We start from the raw sequence: 17,962 nt of genomic DNA on the forward strand, positions 1-17,962 counted from the left end.
ATTAGCTATGGAATCAGTAGACCGTCCTGATGCCCCCTTTGATGGTTCCGCACTCATCGCCGACCCGATTCACAAGTACGTCACCTTTACCGTTCCCTTCGCGAACCCCGACCCACACGAACATACTGAGAAGGACCTGATCGATTCCCCTTGGGTTCAGCGACTGCGGTACATCTATCAGTTACAAAGTGCCCGATGGGTCTATCCGTCCGCCGAACACACCAGATTCGTCCATTCCTTAGGGACGATGCATGTGGCAGGACGATTTGCCCGACACTTGTACCCCTTTCTGAAAAATACCGTCAACGACGTGCCGTCGGCCAATTATGTTGAGGAGCTCTTGCGAATCACCGCGTTGGTGCACGACATCGGACACGGTCCGTTCTGCCATTTCTTCGACGACAATTTCCTCCATGGATTCGGCTTGACCCATGAACGATTGGGACAAATTATCATCCGCGACCATCTCGCCCCCTTCATCAAAAAGATCCGCCGCAGTCCCTCCGGACCCTTCGCCAAAGGTGAGGAATTGGACCCGGACCAGATCGCCCATCTGATCCTCAAAGAAAAGGGCAAGGACAACTCCCGGCTCCCTCGCTGGTTGAACATGCTCCAACCCGTCATCTCCGGAAGCTACACCGGGGACAATCTGGATTACGTTTTACGGGACTCCTATATGTGCGGCGTCGCGGTGGGACCGGTCGATCTCACGCGGTTGATTCATTACACCATCGTGACGGAGAAGGGATTCACCATTCATAAGACCGGCCTTCCCGCGCTCCAGATGTTCCTCAACACCCGGATGTATCTTTATTCGAATGTGTATTTCCATCGCACAACCAGAGCCATCGACATTCATCTTCGCGATATTTTCGGAGACACGATGAAGCTCATCTCTCCCCGTGATCCGCGAAAGAATATGAGTGGCTACCAAACGCTCACGGATTGGTCGCTCCTGGAAGAGGTCCGAGCATGGACACAGAGCCGCAACAAATCCCGTCGTCATTTGGGACAGGAGTGGACGAGGATCTTCAACCGTGACGTCAAATGGAAGATGGCCTACAGTACGACCTTGAAAGAAAAGGGACAGGAGCGCGGTATGGCCTTCCCCAACCATCGACACTTTGAGCAGCAAATTATCAAGGAACTTCCGACTCGTTTGAAGCGATATCCGTTTCGGGTGGACATGGCCCTGTTGGATCCACGGCCGGACCCGAAGGATTCACGGGGCAATCCCCTCTACGTCTATGATCCTGGCACAGGCCAGGTTTCAACTGAGCTATTGGAAGAATGCTTAGATCTACTGCCTACGAGACTGGTCCAGTTTCGGATTTACTCGACAGACCATACCCACGACGCCGCCCTCTCGCAAGCCGCCGCGACGGTGCTGAATAAAAGACCGACAAGTCTGGAGTCACACTACTGAACGCTGTTTATGGACTCGTGGGGGCTGAACGCAGGCCGCGGGGACGGAGAACGGATATGACGGGAGACACCTGTCACTAGGCCGACATCTTGAGCGGGAGACTCTTCATCAAGTGGGATTTCTTGCTGGTCATGAAGTCCCGCTGAGGCTCTAATGGGAAATGCGAGCCGCGCTTCGACCGTGGGAAGCGGCGCTCGAACTGTTCGATGACCTCAAGCGCTTCCGCCTCCTCTCCTGCCTGAAGCAAGAGTTGCACGAGCCGGAGATACGCGGGAACAAGCAGCATGAGGTGTCGCACTTCTTTCGCCTCATTGACCACATAACGATAGCCTTCGATCGAGACTTCCGGACTGCTTCGTTCAGACACCATGGCCTCGATCAAATAGATTGATACTCGATCCGTTTCTGCGCTGATACAACGTTCCCACTGCCCGTTCACCAAAGCACGGACTTCTTCGGCGGAGAGTTGAATGCCGCCCTTCTTGACGTTCTTACGCAGGTTTTCCAACACGCCTCTGGCCTCCAGCCACGCGCCGTACAGACCGAGTAGAACTCCGTTGCAGGGTGTCGGCCTGGTACATTCCCCGATGAGAGGAGAAAAATGTTTCTTCGCAACGTGAGAGGGTAAGAACACACGGCCGTGCGCAGCCTCACAGACCTCGCAAACATGATCGGCATCAGGCGCAACATAGATATACATTCGAGTGCCGGAGCGATCAAAGATATCCACGGCCAGGATACGCCCGGACAGAATTTGCAGTTGATAGTACTGCCAGAGAACCAGGAGGACAAGAATGGCCACCGCATAGATCGTCACGTCCGGAAATTCAAACCCGTCAAACATCAGCACGCTCCCCTATTTGTTGTGTGAGACTAACGACAACCTGGATTGTCCGATGTGGATCGCAAAAAATCCTCGTATTCTCCACACATACAAGACTGTATCGGTCACTTCGGCAGCACACTTGATCCCCTTCTGTTCCTTTGAGTCAGGGGCTTGGCCTCTGATGGACAATGGCATAGAACATGCGTAATCGCTCAGTTAACGAGGATGTACGCGCGCAAAAGAAAGGGACACCGCTATGGTGGTTCCTGTGAAGCGTCTGATTGCCGTTTGGGGGCTCTCACTCTGGTTCGTCGTTCCAACCTATGCCCAGGGTCAGCAGGAAGCCGCCAAGATCCTCCAAGGGATGTCTCCGGACATGCTGGCAAAGGTCCAATCGTTGGCCCAAATCCTCCAGCAAGGCATCAAGGAAGGACAACTCACGGACGATGAGATCAAGCGAGACATGATGTCGGGTCAGCTGGGGGAAACGCTCAGGCAAATGAACCCGGAGGCAGGTCAGTTGCTCCACGACATCAGCGAAGGCTCGAAGGAAGGGAAAGGACCAGGTGAAGAGAGCCTCATGCCGTTGATCGGAGAATTAGGTAACTCGCCTGAATAAAGAGCGCGCACAGCCATCGCCCATCAGGCAATACAGGTTCTATCGGGGGACCGCTTGCCGATTATCCGCTGATGTTAAAGCCTCTGAGAAAGAAATGCTTTTCTTCTCTTTGATTAGGAGATTTCATTATGGTTCCTCGTTCACTGTTTCACGCCGTTGTCATCATGGCAGTACTGTCCGCAGCAGACTCGATTCCTGCTCTTGCGGCAGATTCCCCACAGCAATTGAAAGCTGCGTGCGACAAAGGCAATGCGGCTGCGTGTGATTCCCTCGGATGGAGGTATTGGAAAGGGGATGGAGTAAAGCAAGATATCGCTCACGCCTCAGACCTATTCAGAAAATCCTGTGCTACAGGAGACCCGCATGGGTGTGTCAATCTTGGCGTGATGTATGGGCAGGGCACCGGTACTGGACCTGACCCCGTTCAAGCTGTGGCTTTATACAGAAAAGCCTGTGATGGCGGGGAACCCCAAGGCTGTTCTTATCTAGGCACAATGTATATGAAAGGGACCGGGGTGTTAGAAGACCACGCTCAAGCTGTGACCTTCTACAGGAAGGCGTGTGACCTCGGGGACATCAATAGTTGCGCCAGTTTGGGGTGGATGTATGCAGAGGGAATCGGTGTCGCGCAAGCCCCCTCTCAAGCTGAACCTTTCTACCGTAAAGCTTGCGAAGGTGGGGCACTGGAGACCTGTTCCAACCTCGGTACGATGTATATAACCGGAACTGGTGTTGCACAAAACCCCGGGCAAGCGGCAGGGTTCTACCGGAGAGCTTGTGATGGTGGGGAATTGGGTAGCTGTGGCAGTCTCGGTCTGATGTACGCGGACGGAATCGGTGTCGCACAAGATCCCTCTCACGCTCTGACCCTCTACAGGAAAGCCTGCGACGGCAGGAACCCCCAAGGCTGCCTTGGCCTTGGAGTGATGTATGTGAAGGGAATTGGCATCAAACGAGATCTCAGCCACGCCGCCCATATGTTCAGAAAAGCCTGTGACGGTGGAGAAGCGCTAGGCTGTACCAGTCTTGGGATCGCATATCAGTTTGGAGAAGGTGTGAAGAAGGATCGAGCCGAAGCGCTCAGATATTACGGAAAGGCCTGTGATCTGAAGAACCAAATGGGATGTGAGCGGCTTACCCTAGTGAAAACAGGAGGTCGATGAAAGGATTGAAAAACTATGTGGCGATCAAGGCCCCTTGCATGGCTGACATTATCTGGATGATTCCAATCGACCATTTTACCGTTGATCAGATGATTGGGTATCTGGCCGGAATAAGATACTTACATTGAACCAACCGATGAAGCCCTGCATGGCTTTATCGGAAGCATCTATCGATACTCCATCACTCCGTTATCTCGATAAGAACCGCACACGCCCCCCTCGAAAGCGAGAATGATCGTCACTGCGAGAGTTTCCGACTGACCTCGCCGGGGCGGGAAGAGTAGAATGGAAGCATGCCGGACGATTCCTCCCTCATAAGCTGTACTGAAAAGTTAGCCCTTATTACACCGTGGATCAATCCGGAAGAGCGGATCACCGTGCAGTTTGACGATCAAGGCGATATCAACACCGTCGTAGCCGACTGCACGGAACAGCTAGTCGATCTGGAATTGGAAACGCCTGTGCCCCATATGCGCCAGAAACTGTCCATCCCGCTTAGCGAACTTGATGTCTCTGAAGATCCCACCCACTATACGCGTGATCCCGATAAACCATTGCAATTCAAACGACTGCTGCTGATCGTCAAAGGGAAACGTCCGGCGATTGTGTATTGAGAGAACTTTAGCGTTCCAGGACGCCGCCTGCCTGCTGAAAGCACCTCACAATAACCGTCCAGCACCAATGTTGTATGGTTAATAACGATATCCGACCACGTATATTCCCCATATAAATGCGCCACTTTCTATCCACACTATTTAAATGCGGGGCAACAGGATGACAGACTTACATCAGAGCTCAGAGTAACGTGCATCAGCTCACCAGCCTCTGAAGCTCAGTCAGAGTTTTTGTGATGTGATCACGCGCTTGGTCCGGATTCCAACTTGAGGCAATGCTCCCAGACATCGATACTCCAATTCCGTTGCTGCTCTTATGGAAACGAGCCCAACACAACCCGCGAAGCAGAACTTTCACGCTCTCCACACGGGTCTGGTTGAAATACGACACGATGTCAGCGCTGACGTGTTCTTCGTTCGGTTTGAATATGGCATCCTCAGATACACGGGCGATCGTTCGGATCACGAATACACCACTTCGAATTGAACGAAATTCAATCTTGCCTGAACGGGTCATGCACGCGTCCAGCTCTATCAGCGATGTGGGACACAGAACGGTTAAGGATAGAGTTGTCGGGTTCGTATACGTCGCCCGAACTCTGACCGGCAACCCTCTCCAGCAACCATTGAGCAAACGGTCGCTCCAAATCCCCCAGCTCATACGTGGAGCTTCTAAACTGCTAGCCAAATACCCGATGACCCGCGTGTGGTGGCGGACCGACCAAACGATGATTCCAGCAATTACTGCAACGAACAGTCCCAAAATGATCAATACTTGGTTCGTCATAAAAAGTGCCCTGCCACAGAATTCCAACCGTCGTCCAACGCTGGCTTATGTTACTGCCTCTTTTAACCTCTGGACAGCTTTTTGAATATTGCAAAGATTAATTCGGCAGTTTACAGAGGATTCAGCTCATTTGAGTTTAATTCGCAAAGGATATTCACGGAGGTGGCAGTCACTTAGTATTCGCATGTTCAAGCCTATCACAAGACCGGGAACACACCGGAGTAAAGTGGCCCATTCTGTCTCGGGTTTAGGTCTGAGGACAATGCAAGTTGGATGTTACAGGCTGGTCAAATTCAGTTGTCTTTGACCAGCTTAGGCAGGACAAAATCCAACAAGATCGATCAAGTATTCTGCCAATTCGAGAAGATTCTTGGGACAAGGTTAAAAGCTAGAAAGAAGAACCTGTGAAAAGTTCTTCAGACGCAAACAAGTCGGTTCATAGAGCAATACTTTCTAATTCCTACTTGTCAGATCTCACCTTCCTTCACGACTCCTTTCCCTGCTCCACCGATTCTTTAACGTGGTTGAACCCGGCTGCTTTCCTCTCTTCCTTCTCAGTCTTCGTGTGTGACTTGAGATCGCGCTCGTCTTGATGGCCACCGATGAGCGCCCCGGTGATCAGCATTTGGATGCCGATGAGGAGGAAGAACAAGGCGCTCTTGTACTGCCCACTCGCATCGACCAGTGAAAACTTATGCGCCGAGATGAGAAGGGAGACTGCCGCGCACAGGAATAAGAAAGTTCGCATGACGGATGGCTCATTGTGAATAATGATGTTCCAAAGGGTATGCCCGCGGTGAGACTCCGGTCAACCGGAAATCACTCGGGGGGAAAGGACCGGAACAAGATGGAAGTTACGGAGATGGCGAACCCATACCGGAAACCGGTTCAGTATTCGACACAGGGGGTTGAGTTGCAGACGGTACGGAGCCTTTGAAAGGGAGATCAAGCAGTGCGTAAGGGTTCACGCGCGCGCCGTTGAGTTTCACACCCCAATGGAGGTGCGGACCAGTCGCTCGACCACTGGCGCCGACCTTCCCCACGATCTGCCCGGCTTTCACAACCTCCCCATCATTGACCAGCACCTCGGACAGATGGAAATACATCGAGTAGAATCCCAATCCATGATCAAGAAAGATACCCTTACCGGAGAAAAAATGATCAACAGTGAGCTTCACCACGCCATCATTTGTGGCTGCGACCGGTGTACCAAGCGGAGCCCCAATGTCTTCCCCATTATGCGGATTCCGTGGTTGGCCGTTCATGATTCGGACGCTGCCGAAAATCCCGGTGCGTTTCCCATTCACCGGCTCGACGAACCCAGGCTGCCACAATCGTGTCTGTGAATCACTCGCCAAGGCCGTCTTCACCTGCTCTTGCTCTGTCTTCCAGCGGGCGAGGGTCTTCTCGTCCAGATCGACCTTGTCTTTGGGCAGTGTAAGATGTTCGATGTGAAACTTCTCTTTGAGAACCGACACGTTGTAATTGAGTGTACGACTCTGTTCCCCCTGCTTCAACTCAACAATCAGGTCATGCGTTCCCGGCTCATCTTGCAGATCAATCCCGAGCAACCCCACAAATCCTTTCGGCTCTTCACGTCGTGGATCTGGAAAGAAGCGGATGGAGCGACCAAGAAACGTTCCCTGAACTGTGGCCGATTCATCATCAGCAGGCACTTTCACGACCAGCACTTGGCCCTGTTTTCCGCTATAACGGCCCTCTGCACCATGGGCGGTCGGTAGGGAGCTTGGTAAGAGAGCACCGACAAGGTTCGTCAGGAGCCCGACCACGAGAGCGAGCAGTGCCAGCCTTATGAGCCTTGTATGAAAGAGATTAGATAAGGGTCTCATCGGTAGAATCGGCCTCCGGAAACTTGGGAAATCAGTTCTTCAACTCGTCGATTTGTTGCACTAAAGGGGTCCATGCAGAGAATCGTTTCCTCCCAGTACCCATTCAGTTTCAAATAGGTCCAATCTACCGTGTAGGATCGATTCTTCGCCCGTGCGAAGCGAATGAAGTCGCCTCGCACCTTTGCCCTCGTCGTTTGCGGAGGGGTCGACATTGCCCGCTGAACGGCGTCTTCCTCCACAACTCGTTCGACCACCCCACGAGTCTCCATGAGATAGTACAACCCTCTCGTCCGCTTCACATCATGATACTGAAGATCCAGCAGCAACACACGCGGATCATCCCACCCGCAATTCTTCTTGTCGACGTAGGATTGGATCAGGTGTTTCTTCGTGACCCAATCGATCTGATGCATCAGCTGCATCGGATCCTCCTCCAACTGCTGCAACACCGTTTCCCACTTATTGCACACATCATCAAGAACTGGCTCATGCGTTTCTTGCGCCAGATAGTCCTTCGCCCGGCTCAGATAGACCCGTTGAATCTCAATGGCGGTCATCTGTCGACCGTCATCGAGCCGCACCTTCTTTTTCAATGTGGGATCGCGGGACACCTCTCGGATCGCCTTCACGGAGTCTTCGAGTTCCATCCCATGAACCGCATAGCCCTCTTCGATCATCGACAGGACCAGCGCGGCGGTTCCCACCTTCAGGTAGGTCGCATACTCGGACATGTTCGAATCGCCGACGATGATATGCAGACGCCGATACCGTTCCGCATCGGAATGCGGCTCATCGCGGGTATTGATGATACTCCGAGAAGACGTCGTCGACGACGATGTCTTCTCATGGATATGCTGCGCGCGCTGCGAGATAAAGTACTGCGGCTTCCCCGAGACCTTTAAGACTTTCCCGGCTCCGCTGAAGATCTGTCTGGTCACGAAAAACGGGATCAACTGTTCGGTGACCTTCCAAAAGTCGACATCCCGTCGCATCAGGAAGTTTTCGTGGCATCCGTACGTATTGCCCAACGAGTCCGTATTGTTCTTGAAAATATAGATCTCCCCGGACAACCCTTCCTCACGGAGCCGCTCCTCTGCGGCAGGCAAACAGGCTTCCAGGAGTCGCTCTCCCGCCTTATCGTGCACAACAAGATCCAGGATATTGTCGCACTCCGGAGTCGAATACTCCGGATGGCAGCCAGTATCTTGGTAGAACCGAGCCCCATTGACTAAAAAGGCGTTCGACGGCCAGCTGTTCGGAATCAGTCCTTCAAAGATGTATCCCAGGACTTTTTCCATCGGCAGATAAATCCGGCCATTGGGAGAAAAAATGAGGCCGTATTCGTTCTCGAGGCCATAAATCCGTTGTTTCATGGGACCCACCGTCATCATGCGCAAGCCACACTCAGATTATACGCCCAGGCCGGGATCTTCAACAAAGGACACCATTATGGACGGCCGAAGTTGTCAGGCTGTAGAGAAACTCAATCCGATGCCAACTGGAGAGCTGAAATATTCCAGAGGAGATGGATATCACAATACCGTCAGGATGCTCAAAAGGGCGTTGTTTCTCACCCACCCACCCCGTCGCGCCAAGAGTCGACTTTCACCAACCAAGGCCACACTCCCATACCTCGTGGCAAACAAATGACGCTTCACAAGCTATGTTTCACGCATGTGAAATCAACGCGAGAATGTCGCTGTCGGTCTTTTTGAGCATCCTGTTATGAGGAGAGCGCCTCTCGAATGTCACTGACTGCTAGGCGACGGAACTTCCGACCGGTCCGACTGCGGTCCAGCACTGCAACCTCCAACCCCTCCGGCTGGAGCTTTTGATTGGCCGTTTGATCGAGAGCTGTCACACAGAGGCGTAAGGCCTCGTCGAGATTCGGAGCATGACTGGGGCTTTTCTCCTTCAGAAAACCCTGTACCACGTCCGCCCGTCCCCCAATCACAGCAAAGTTCTTCTCGTCGATGATGCTCCCGTCAAAGGAGATACGATAGATTTCATTCGGATGGGTGTTGGTACCGGTCTGTACCACGAGAATTTCCACCTCCAGCGGTTTCATTTCCTGGCTGAAGACGGTCCCAAGACTTTGCGAATACCCATTCGCCAATGACCGACCGGTCACGTCTTCCCGGCTATACATGAACCCTTTGAGATCGGCGTGGCGAATGCCGGCCTTCCGAAGATTCTCGAACTCGCTATACTTGCCGGCCCCGGCAAACGCAATATTGTCGTAGATCTCAGAGACTTTATGCAGCGAGGCGCTCGGATTGTCGGCGGCCAAGAGAATCCCGTCGACGTACTCCATCGCGATGATCGATCGGCCCTTGGCGATCCCCTTCTTGGCGTACTCCGCCTTATCCTGCATCATTTGTTCAGGAGACACGTAGTAGGGCATCGGCATAGTTACGTCTCCCGTGAACGGCGAGCCGCCATGACAGCGTCACAGACCGTCCGGAGTGTGTCCTCCGAGACATCCGTGATGCCTTGATCGGTCACTAGCTTCGCGGTGGGATAAATCCCTCGCACGAGGTCGGGCCCACCAGTCCCAACATCGTCATCCGCGGCATTGTAGAGTGCTAAGACTGCCAGCTTGATCACCTCCGCCTCGGAAAGATTCCGCTGGAAGTGTTCCCGCATCGTATTGCGAGCGTCTTTTCCCCCGGACCCAATCGCATGGTAATCGGATTCTTCGTATCGCCCGCCGGTGATATCGTACTTGAAAATACGCCCCTCCCCGCGTTTCAGATCATAGCCGACATAGAGCGGCATCACGACCAACCCCTGAAACACCATGGGCAAGTTCGCCTTCACCATCTGGCCAAGCTTATTGGCCTTCCCTTCGCATGAAAGCGGCATACCTTCCAATTTTTCGTAATGCTCCAACTCAGTCTGGAAGAGCTTGGCCATCTCGATACAGGGACCGGCCGCCCCCGCGATCGCCATCGCCGACCACTCATCGATCTTGAATACCTTCTCAATCCGGCGATCAGCGATCTGAAATCCTTCCGTCGCGCGACGATCCCCGGCAATGATCACTCCCTGCTGATACTTGATCGCCAACACAGTCGTCGCAGTGGGCACCGTCACGGTACCGGCGGTTCGTGCCTGATCGGAATTCGAGGCGAGCCCTGAGGCTCCGAGCGCCAGGGCCGGATAATGTTGGGACAGGAACTCCACGAAACTCGATCCATCGTGGTCAGGGAGGTGGGGTAACTTCATCGTGGCCCTGACAGGAGGTTGAAAAAGTCCGCCAGCTTCGTGCTCGCGTCGTTCAGAGGCTCAACATACGGGACACCGTATGCCTCGCGGCTTCGCCCGCTGCGACCTTGCTGGACAGCCTTTTTGACCATCCCGTGAGCAATCTTCATTGATTGGCTACCTTCCATGGTTTTTGTGCTTTGCGGCTACGTCGAAGTAAGTTCCGGCAGCTTACGAAAACCACCGTTCGTCACACCTTGAGTTTGTCGAGAAGCACATCAACCGAATCGGAAGAATCCAGTAGCGCTCCAGTCAAGGCTTGTGTCCCACGATGGGGATCCATCAGGGGAACTTTCTTGATCGTGGTATCGCCGGCATCGAATAAGACTGAGGTCCAACTGGCACCGTACAAGGATTTCGAAAACTTGCTCACACAACGGCCACGAAAATACGCTCGCGTGCCCGTCGGAGGTTGGGACTCGGCCCGTTGGATTTCTTCCTCATCAACGATCCGCTCGATCAGCTGACTCCGCTCCAGCGTATAGAAAAGCCCTTTTTCAGGACGCACGTCATGGTATTGCAGGTCCATTAATTTTACGCGTGGGTCGTCCCATCCACAGCCTTTTCTCTCCATGTAGGACTCAATCAAGTGTCGCTTCGCCACCCAATCCAATGAATGGACCAACAAACGCGGATCCTGCTCGAGCTTGTTGAGAACCTCTTCCCAACGGAGCAGCACATCCTGAATGACGGGACCAGGTGCTTGCGAGGCATAAAATACCTTGGCCGCGTTCAAGTAGGCCCGTTGGACCGCCAGCGCCGTCGTGGGTCTTCCACCTGCCAACTTCACCGTCTGCTTGACTTCCAGGTCTCGCGATACCTGTTTGAACACCCGAACCGGCTCTTCAAGTTCCATCTGCGGCAAATCGGCACCAGCCTCCAGCAGATGCAACACAATGTCCAAGGTTCCGACCTTGAGATAGGTGGAGAGCTCCGCCATGTTGGCATCGCCCACAATCACATGCAGCCTCCGAAACCTGGCCGCATCCGCATGCGGTTCGTCGCGCGTGTTGATGATCGGGCGCTTGACCATCGTGTTCAGATCCATGAGACACTCAAAAAAGTCCGCCCGCTGAGAGATCTGATACTCCGCTGGGGTGGTCTGATTTTCAGCGCCGACTTTTCCCGCCCCGGCAAAGATCGGCCTGGTCACAAGAAACGGGGTCAGCACACGCGCAATCCGATCGAACGACACGGTCCTCGAGACTAGATAGTTCTCATGGTACCCGTAGCTGTTGCCCTTGCCGTCGGAGTTGTTCTTATAGAGGGTATAAACTTCAAAGCCTCGCGCGCGGGCCATGGTCTGCAGGCATGAAGCCAGAATACGCTCCCCTACTCGCTCAAACGCCACGATCTCTCGTGCCTGGGAACACTCGGGCGTCGAGTACTCAGGGTGAGCCCCGTCCACATACAACCGTCCGCCGTTCGACAATACCTTGTTCAGCTGTCGGTTATAGTCAGGGTTCGGGCGCTCACGCTCACCGTCGACCTCAAACCCACGTGCATCGACCAGGGGGTTCTCGTTTTCATAGTCCCAGATTGCGGTTGGAGCCGCCAGGTTCGGATAGTGCCCGATCACGGCAAAGGACCCGGACACCGGATCCATCGCCGAAGCATCTCTCGAGGCAATCCCGAACTCAGTTTCCGTACCAATCACCCGGGCGGAGTTCGTGGAAGTCTGTTCGTTCATCATGTCGCTAGAGATAGTGGCCGGTGCTCATCGTTTCAATCTGACGATGTTCCGTCGGTCCACCGCTGATGGTTCGTAGATGGATGATCTTCTCACCCTTCTTGCCGGCCACCTTGGCCCAATCGTCCGGATTGGTCGTATTCGGAAGATCTTCGTGCTCCTTGAACTCTTCACGGATGGCACGGATCAAGTCCTCCGATCGCAACCCGGTTCCCTCATTCGCGATCACCCGTTTCACGGCAAACTTCTTCGCCCGCGACACGATCCCTTCAATCAACGCGCCACTGGCGAAGTCTTTGAAGTACAGCACTTCCTTTTCACCGTTGGCATAGGTCACTTCGATGAACTTATTTTCTTCGCTGGCCGCATACATAGCTTCGACAGTCATCGCGGTCAAGCGTTCGACCAGCGCGTGCCGATCCCCTGCATGCCGCGCAACGTCTTCCTCGGCAAACGGAAGCGCTGTCGAGATATACTTCGAGAAAATGTCCCGTGCGGCATCAGCATCCGGACGCCCCACCTTCACTTTGACGTCCAATCGCCCCGCACGCAGCACAGCCGGGTCAATCAAATCCTGACGATTGCTCGCTCCGATGACGATGACATTGCGCAATCGTTCGACGCCGTCGATCTCGGAGAGAAATTGGGGAACGATCGTTGATTCAATATCCGAGGACACGCCGGTCCCACGGGTTCGGAAGAGCGCATCCATTTCATCAAAAAACACGATCACCGGATGCCCATCCTCTGCCCGCTCCTTGGCCTTCTTGAACACCTCACGGACCTGACGCTCCGATTCACCGACATACTTATTGAGTAGTTCAGGGCCTTTGACATGCAGGAAGTAGCTCCGAATCTCTTTCCCGGATCGATCACCCAGCTTTTTGGCGATCGAGTTGGCTACCGCTTTAGCGATCAGGGTCTTTCCGCAACCAGGCGGCCCATAGAGCAACACCCCTTTAGGCGCACTGAGCTTATACTCCGCAAAGACTTGTGGATGCAGAAACGGGAGTTCGACGGCATCACGAACTTGTTCCAACTCTTTCTGAAGGCCGCCGATGTGCGCATAGTCCACATCCGGGACTTCTTCCAACACCAGCTCTTCCGCTTCGGACTTGGGAAGCTTTTCAATCACGTAGCCGGAACGAGCGTCGTAAAGGAGGTGATCTCCCACGCTCAGCCGTTCGGCCAACAGGGGATCGCCCAGATCGGCCACCTTCTCCTCGTCAAAGTGGAGTGTGACCAATGCCCGACCCCCTTCCAGCACATCCTTGAGTCGAACAACCTCGCCTTGACTCTCGAATTCTTTGACCTCGATCACATTGAGGGCTTCATTCAGGACGACCTCTCGTCCCTTCCGCAACTCGGTCCGCTTGATCGAGGGATGAAGGCTCACCTTCATTTTCCGTCCGGATACATAGACATTGCCCGTTCCGTCTTCGTTCAGGCTGGAAAAAATGGCGTAGCTCGACGGAGGCGCCGTCAGCTTTTCCACCTCAGCCCGCAGGGCCTCGATCTGAGCCTTGGCCTCTTGGAGCGTCGCGACGAGTTTCTCGTTTTGTTTGGTCGCTTGGTCGAGTTGGTAGCGAGATTGATACAGTCGACGGATCTCTTCTTCCATCGACTGAATTTGGACGCGAAGTTTGTCGAGCTCTCGAGCCTGTTCACTGTTCTTGTGAATCATCTCCCCCTCCCCGTCGGACAACCGCTTTGTAATCTTCTTGACAGAATCTCGGAGGGACCGGAGCCGGTTTGGCTGACTCTTGCTATCCGCCATAGTGAGACGACACGATCAGCTCAACATATCGAGCCTAAGCGAGAGTACGTTAGGTGTGAGGGATTCTAACACCCGACCTAGGGGTGGTCAACTCCAACGGGTGTTCTGACGCGGGATAGACTCACTCGCCGTCACATCGCATCACATCTGCAACGCGTCCGTGAACTCCCGAAGCGCTTCACCGATATCATCACGCGTCAACAACGCCCCGATCACCGCGACTCCGTGAGCACCGGCTCGGCGAACGTCTCCCACCCGTTCGCACGTAATGCCTCCGATGGCAAATACCGGGACGGACGATCGACGGCAAACCTCGGTCAGTAATGCAAGCCCTAGCGGATGCCCGAATGCTCGTTTGGACGGTGTGTCAAAGATGGGGCCAAACACGACATAATCAGCACCCTGCTGATTCGCCCGTTGGACATCTTCGGCAGAGTGGGTGGAGACTCCAATCAATCGCCGCGACCCGACTAACTCACGAACCGGCTGCGCCGGCAGGCTGTTGGATCGAAGATGCACTCCATCAAGATTGAGCGCCATCATAAGATCCACACGGTCATTGACGATCAGAGGAACGGCGCGTGGCGTCGTGATTGACTGAATTTCCTGTAACAGCGGAAGGAGCTCGCCCGTCGGAAGATCACGTTCGCGCACTTGAATAGCCGGCAGACCTGCAACGACGGCGTGATGGAGAATCTCGGGAAGGGGACGCCCGCGCGTCTGATGACGATCAGTCACGAGGAGCAAGCGAAAATCAATGGGCGGCATCAGTAAAGGAATGAGACAAAATCGATGAGCTCACAAAGGCGATCTCTCCTCTCACATTCTGGCTACTCGTCATTGTTATACAACCACACAACTCTGGCTTCAGCCCTCACGACTGTCTTTAGAGCATCCCTTCGATCGGACTGCTGGCCGTGGCATACAGCTTCCGAGGAATACGGCCGGCCTTGTACGCCAGTCGACCGGCATGCACCGCATACTTCATGGCTTCCGCCATCGCAAGCGGATCTTGGGCCCCGGCAATCGCTGTGTTCATCAGCACCGCATCGGCGCCTAACTCCATCGCAAATGCGGCATCGGACGCGGTCCCCACACCGGCATCGACGATGATCGGCACCTTGATCATTTCCATAATGATTTTCAAATTATAGGGGTTGCGGATTCCAAGACCTGATCCGATCGGCGCCGCCAGCGGCATGACGGCGGGACACCCAACATCGACGAGTTTCTGCGCGACGATGGGATCGTCATTCGTGTAGGGAAGGACAATGAATCCTTCCTTAATGAGAATCTTGGCAGCTTCGATTAAGCCCGCCGTATCCGGGAACAACGTTCGCTCGTCGCCGAGCACTTCCAACTTCACTAAATCGGACACGCCAGCAGCGCGAGCCAGTCGCGAGTATCGCACGGCATCTTCCACCGTATAACATCCGGCTGTGTTGGGCAAAATCGTATATTTTTTAGGGTCGATGTAATCGAGAAGATTCTCCTTCGATCGATCGGTGATATTCACGCGACGGACCGCGACCGTCACGACATCGGCGCCAGACAGCTCTATCGCTTTTTTCGTTTCCGCAAAGTCTTTGTATTTTCCCGTTCCAACCCAGAGCCTGGATTTGAACTCACGTCCAGCAATTATCAGTCGATCGTCCATCATGCTGTCCTCTCAAAATGATCCGCCACCGATGAAACTCATAATCTCCACCCGATCTCCGTCCTTGATCTGGCGCTGACCCAAAGCTGCACGATCCAGAATTTCGAGGTTCAGCTCCACCGCGACCCTTTCGGTCTTGATGTCCAACTCTGTCAATAAATCCGAGACCGTTGCCCCACTACGACAGGTCCGCGCTTCCCCGTTCACATGGATTTTAATGGCATTCTGCATGCCTCTCATCCTATGGGACAGGAATTCACCTTGTCAATAAATGGGGCTTGCGCCGGTATCGGCGAAACCCGCACAATAGCCGGGTAAGAGTCTACCCATGCAGGACAACAATCAGCATCTCGCGGCGATTTTTCGCTCAATGGCCGATCTGCTGTCGGCTCAGCGAGCGAACCCCTATCGCGTGCGGGCCTATCGACATGCGGCGGAAGCGTTGCTTGCCCTTGAAGAAGATGTGGCAGTGGTGTCACAGCGCCAGGGGCTTGAAGAAATTGACGGGATCGGCACGGATTTAGCCAAAAAGATCGAGGAGTTTCTTGAGACCGGGAAGATCCGTTCCTACGAAGAGCTGAAAACTCCACTCCCCGAGGAGGTTAAGAGTTGGGCAACACTTCCGGGGCTGTCGGATTCACTCGTCTCGTACTTGTACTTCAGACTGAGTATCAAGACCTTGCCCGATCTGGCCCAACTCATCGAGTCTCACTTACTTCGAACTCTCCCGAGCTTCTCAGGATCAGAAGAAACGTTGTTACAGGCGGTCCAACAACGGATCCAAAATCCCGAGCATTAGGAGGTTAAGACCCAGTTAAGACCCTTGCTGCCCTTCAACCTCCATGAGGCGGAAGGGCAGTCTTGTTACTATCCCCGCTATGACGCCTTGAGTTCCTTAAATACCTTCCAGCTCTTTAACAATTCTACCGCCTTCTGCAGCTGCACATCTTGATCAAGAGAAAGCTCCCCACCCGCTTCAGGCAAGGCTGGTGGAGGCGTCCCGTTCTTCGATCCTCCCTCGTCCGGAGACTTCCCATTCTGTGGTGCGGCATCCTTCCCTGTCGGAGGCTTGACCGCTTTCGGCTCTGCTTCCTTGTCTCCAGATTTCCCTTCGGTCGCCTTGGCCACCACTGGCCCAGACAGCTTCACCACAATATCGGGGGTAATCCCGGTCGACTGGATCGATCGACCTTTCGGCGTATAGTACTTCGCGGTCGTGAGGCGAAGTCCCGACCCATCTCCCAAAGCCAAGATGGTCTGGACCGATCCTTTTCCAAACGATGTCGTTCCCACCACGAGACCCCGGCCCCAATCTTGGAGCGCTCCAGCAACGATTTCCGATGCGCTCGCTGATCCCTCGTTCACAAGGATAATGACAGGAAGGTCCTCCAATTGATCTTTTGCCTTCGCAACCCATTCATCCTTCTTCCCTTCTCGGCTCTTGGTATAGACCACCAGCTTTCCCGTCGGCAGGAATTGCTCGGACACATCAACCGCCGCCGTCAGTAGCCCGCCTGGATTGTTCCGTAGGTCGAGGATCGCGCCCTGGACCTTCTGCTCCTTAAATTGCTTGATCGCTTTGGCCAAATCCCTCCCCGTGGCTTCTTGGAACTGGGTGAGCCGAACATAGCCGAGGTTATCGATCACCTTGGACTTTACACTTTCAATTTTGATGGTGTCCCGAACGAGGGTAAACACCAAGGGATCTGTCGCACCATCGCGTTGAATGGTCAGATTGACTTTACTCCCCTTCGGCCCCCGCATCTTCTGCACGGCATCCATCAACGTCAAATCTTTGGTCGGATCCTCATTGACCTTGGTGATGAAATCCCCTGCCTTGATGCCGGCTCGATGAGCAGGGGTACCTTCGATCGGGGCAATCACCGCCAACCGATTATCCTTCACGCCGATTTGGATCCCGACTCCTCCAAATTCGCCTCTGGTTTCAACCTGCATCTCTTTGTACATCTCAGGCGTCATATAGGCAGAGTGCGGATCGAGCGTCGACAGCATCCCGCGAATAGCGCCTTGAATCAAATCTTTCGGTTTTGTCTCGTCGACATAGTGCTTCTGGACCTGGTTCAGCACTTCCGAGAAGGTCTTCAGCTCCTCATAGGTTTCGCTGGCATGTCCGGTCCGCTCCCAACCCTTCCCGATGATGACGCCACCAAGCAGGGCGAGTGCAATCATCGGCCCGACCACCCAAGATTTTCGCCGCGGTTGCTGTTCCATCATCTTTTCATCCCTTCTTTCTTACGCCATCGAACCATTCGGTCTGGAGGCGCG

Annotated in this window: 17 protein-coding genes; 5 read left to right on the top strand and 12 right to left on the bottom strand. The window is 54.0% G+C overall.

Annotated features, from left to right (window positions below; genetic code table 11):
• Window positions 1–7 precede the first annotated feature (7 nt).
• Complete coding sequence (locus tag COMA1_RS09610; RefSeq protein ID WP_090747527.1) at window positions 8–1,426, top strand: HD domain-containing protein; 1,419 nt, start codon at window positions 8–10, stop codon at window positions 1,424–1,426.
• 76 nt (window positions 1,427–1,502) lie between these two features.
• On the opposite strand, the gene COMA1_RS09615 is transcribed toward COMA1_RS09610, so the two are convergent.
• Entirely contained in the window at window positions 1,503–2,270 is a 768-nt protein-coding gene (locus COMA1_RS09615) for a hypothetical protein (protein WP_090747530.1), read from the bottom strand.
• A 238-nt stretch (window positions 2,271–2,508) separates the two neighbouring features.
• Here COMA1_RS09615 and COMA1_RS09620 point away from each other — a divergent pair, with 238 nt between their 5' ends.
• The 3 genes from COMA1_RS09620 (at window position 2,509) to COMA1_RS09630 (ending at window position 4,648) form a co-directional block, all read left to right on the top strand.
• The gene (locus tag COMA1_RS09620) at window positions 2,509–2,871 is read left to right on the top strand and encodes a hypothetical protein (protein ID WP_090747533.1); all 363 of its coding nucleotides are present in this window, start codon (window positions 2,509–2,511) and stop codon (window positions 2,869–2,871) included.
• 128 nt (window positions 2,872–2,999) lie between these two features.
• Window positions 3,000–4,034: an SEL1-like repeat protein gene (locus COMA1_RS09625; protein WP_090747536.1), complete on the top strand. Its 1,035-nt coding sequence runs from the start codon at window positions 3,000–3,002 to the stop codon at window positions 4,032–4,034.
• 293 nt (window positions 4,035–4,327) lie between these two features.
• The gene (locus COMA1_RS09630; protein ID WP_090747539.1) at window positions 4,328–4,648 is read left to right on the top strand and encodes a hypothetical protein; all 321 of its coding nucleotides are present in this window, start codon (window positions 4,328–4,330) and stop codon (window positions 4,646–4,648) included.
• Between the two features lie 1,271 nt (window positions 4,649–5,919).
• On the opposite strand, the gene COMA1_RS09645 is transcribed toward COMA1_RS09630, so the two are convergent.
• The 10 genes from COMA1_RS09645 to thiS all read right to left on the bottom strand — a co-directional run bounded on the left by COMA1_RS09645 (window position 5,920) and on the right by thiS (window position 15,907).
• Window positions 5,920–6,183: a hypothetical protein gene (locus tag COMA1_RS09645; RefSeq protein ID WP_090747547.1), complete on the bottom strand. Its 264-nt coding sequence runs from the start codon at window positions 6,181–6,183 to the stop codon at window positions 5,920–5,922.
• Between the two features lie 106 nt (window positions 6,184–6,289).
• A complete protein-coding gene (locus tag COMA1_RS09650; RefSeq protein WP_090747550.1) occupies window positions 6,290–7,285 on the bottom strand; it encodes a M23 family metallopeptidase in 996 nt (331 codons plus the stop codon).
• The gene (gene pafA, locus COMA1_RS09655) at window positions 7,282–8,658 is read right to left on the bottom strand and encodes a Pup--protein ligase (RefSeq protein ID WP_090748839.1); all 1,377 of its coding nucleotides are present in this window, start codon (window positions 8,656–8,658) and stop codon (window positions 7,282–7,284) included. The genes COMA1_RS09650 and pafA overlap by 4 nt, the downstream gene beginning before the upstream one ends.
• 350 nt (window positions 8,659–9,008) lie before the next feature.
• Window positions 9,009–9,695: a proteasome subunit alpha gene (prcA, locus tag COMA1_RS09665; protein ID WP_090747557.1), complete on the bottom strand. Its 687-nt coding sequence runs from the start codon at window positions 9,693–9,695 to the stop codon at window positions 9,009–9,011.
• Window positions 9,696–9,697: 2 nt separating this feature from the next.
• Window positions 9,698–10,513, bottom strand: a complete 816-nt coding sequence (gene prcB, locus COMA1_RS09670) for a proteasome subunit beta (RefSeq protein WP_090747560.1) — start codon at window positions 10,511–10,513, stop codon at window positions 9,698–9,700.
• 229 nt (window positions 10,514–10,742) lie between these two features.
• Window positions 10,743–12,245, bottom strand: coding sequence for a depupylase/deamidase Dop (gene dop / locus COMA1_RS09675; protein ID WP_245630976.1), 1,503 nt, complete (start codon window positions 12,243–12,245; stop codon window positions 10,743–10,745).
• Between the two features lie 4 nt (window positions 12,246–12,249).
• Window positions 12,250–14,019 (bottom strand): proteasome ATPase, encoded by a 1,770-nt coding sequence (gene arc, locus COMA1_RS09680; RefSeq protein WP_090747563.1) that lies wholly within the window; start codon window positions 14,017–14,019, stop codon window positions 12,250–12,252.
• A 141-nt stretch (window positions 14,020–14,160) separates the two neighbouring features.
• Window positions 14,161–14,787, bottom strand: a complete 627-nt coding sequence (gene thiE, locus COMA1_RS09685) for a thiamine phosphate synthase (protein WP_090747566.1) — start codon at window positions 14,785–14,787, stop codon at window positions 14,161–14,163.
• 118 nt (window positions 14,788–14,905) lie between these two features.
• Window positions 14,906–15,679, bottom strand: a complete 774-nt coding sequence (locus COMA1_RS09690; protein ID WP_218055353.1) for a thiazole synthase — start codon at window positions 15,677–15,679, stop codon at window positions 14,906–14,908.
• A 9-nt stretch (window positions 15,680–15,688) separates the two neighbouring features.
• On the bottom strand, window positions 15,689–15,907 hold the full coding sequence (gene thiS / locus COMA1_RS21385; RefSeq protein WP_245630985.1) for a sulfur carrier protein ThiS: 219 nt from the start codon (window positions 15,905–15,907) through the stop codon (window positions 15,689–15,691).
• 97 nt (window positions 15,908–16,004) lie between these two features.
• Between thiS and COMA1_RS09695 the strand changes: the two genes are divergently transcribed.
• The gene (locus COMA1_RS09695; protein ID WP_090747569.1) at window positions 16,005–16,475 is read left to right on the top strand and encodes a histidinol-phosphatase; all 471 of its coding nucleotides are present in this window, start codon (window positions 16,005–16,007) and stop codon (window positions 16,473–16,475) included.
• Between the two features lie 77 nt (window positions 16,476–16,552).
• On the opposite strand, the gene COMA1_RS09700 is transcribed toward COMA1_RS09695, so the two are convergent.
• Entirely contained in the window at window positions 16,553–17,911 is a 1,359-nt protein-coding gene (locus COMA1_RS09700) for a S41 family peptidase (protein ID WP_245630987.1), read from the bottom strand.
• Between the last annotated feature and the right edge of the window lie 51 nt (window positions 17,912–17,962).

The sequence above is a fragment of the Candidatus Nitrospira nitrosa genome (assembly GCF_001458735.1).
Lineage (GTDB): Bacteria > Nitrospirota > Nitrospiria > Nitrospirales > Nitrospiraceae > Nitrospira_D > Nitrospira_D nitrosa.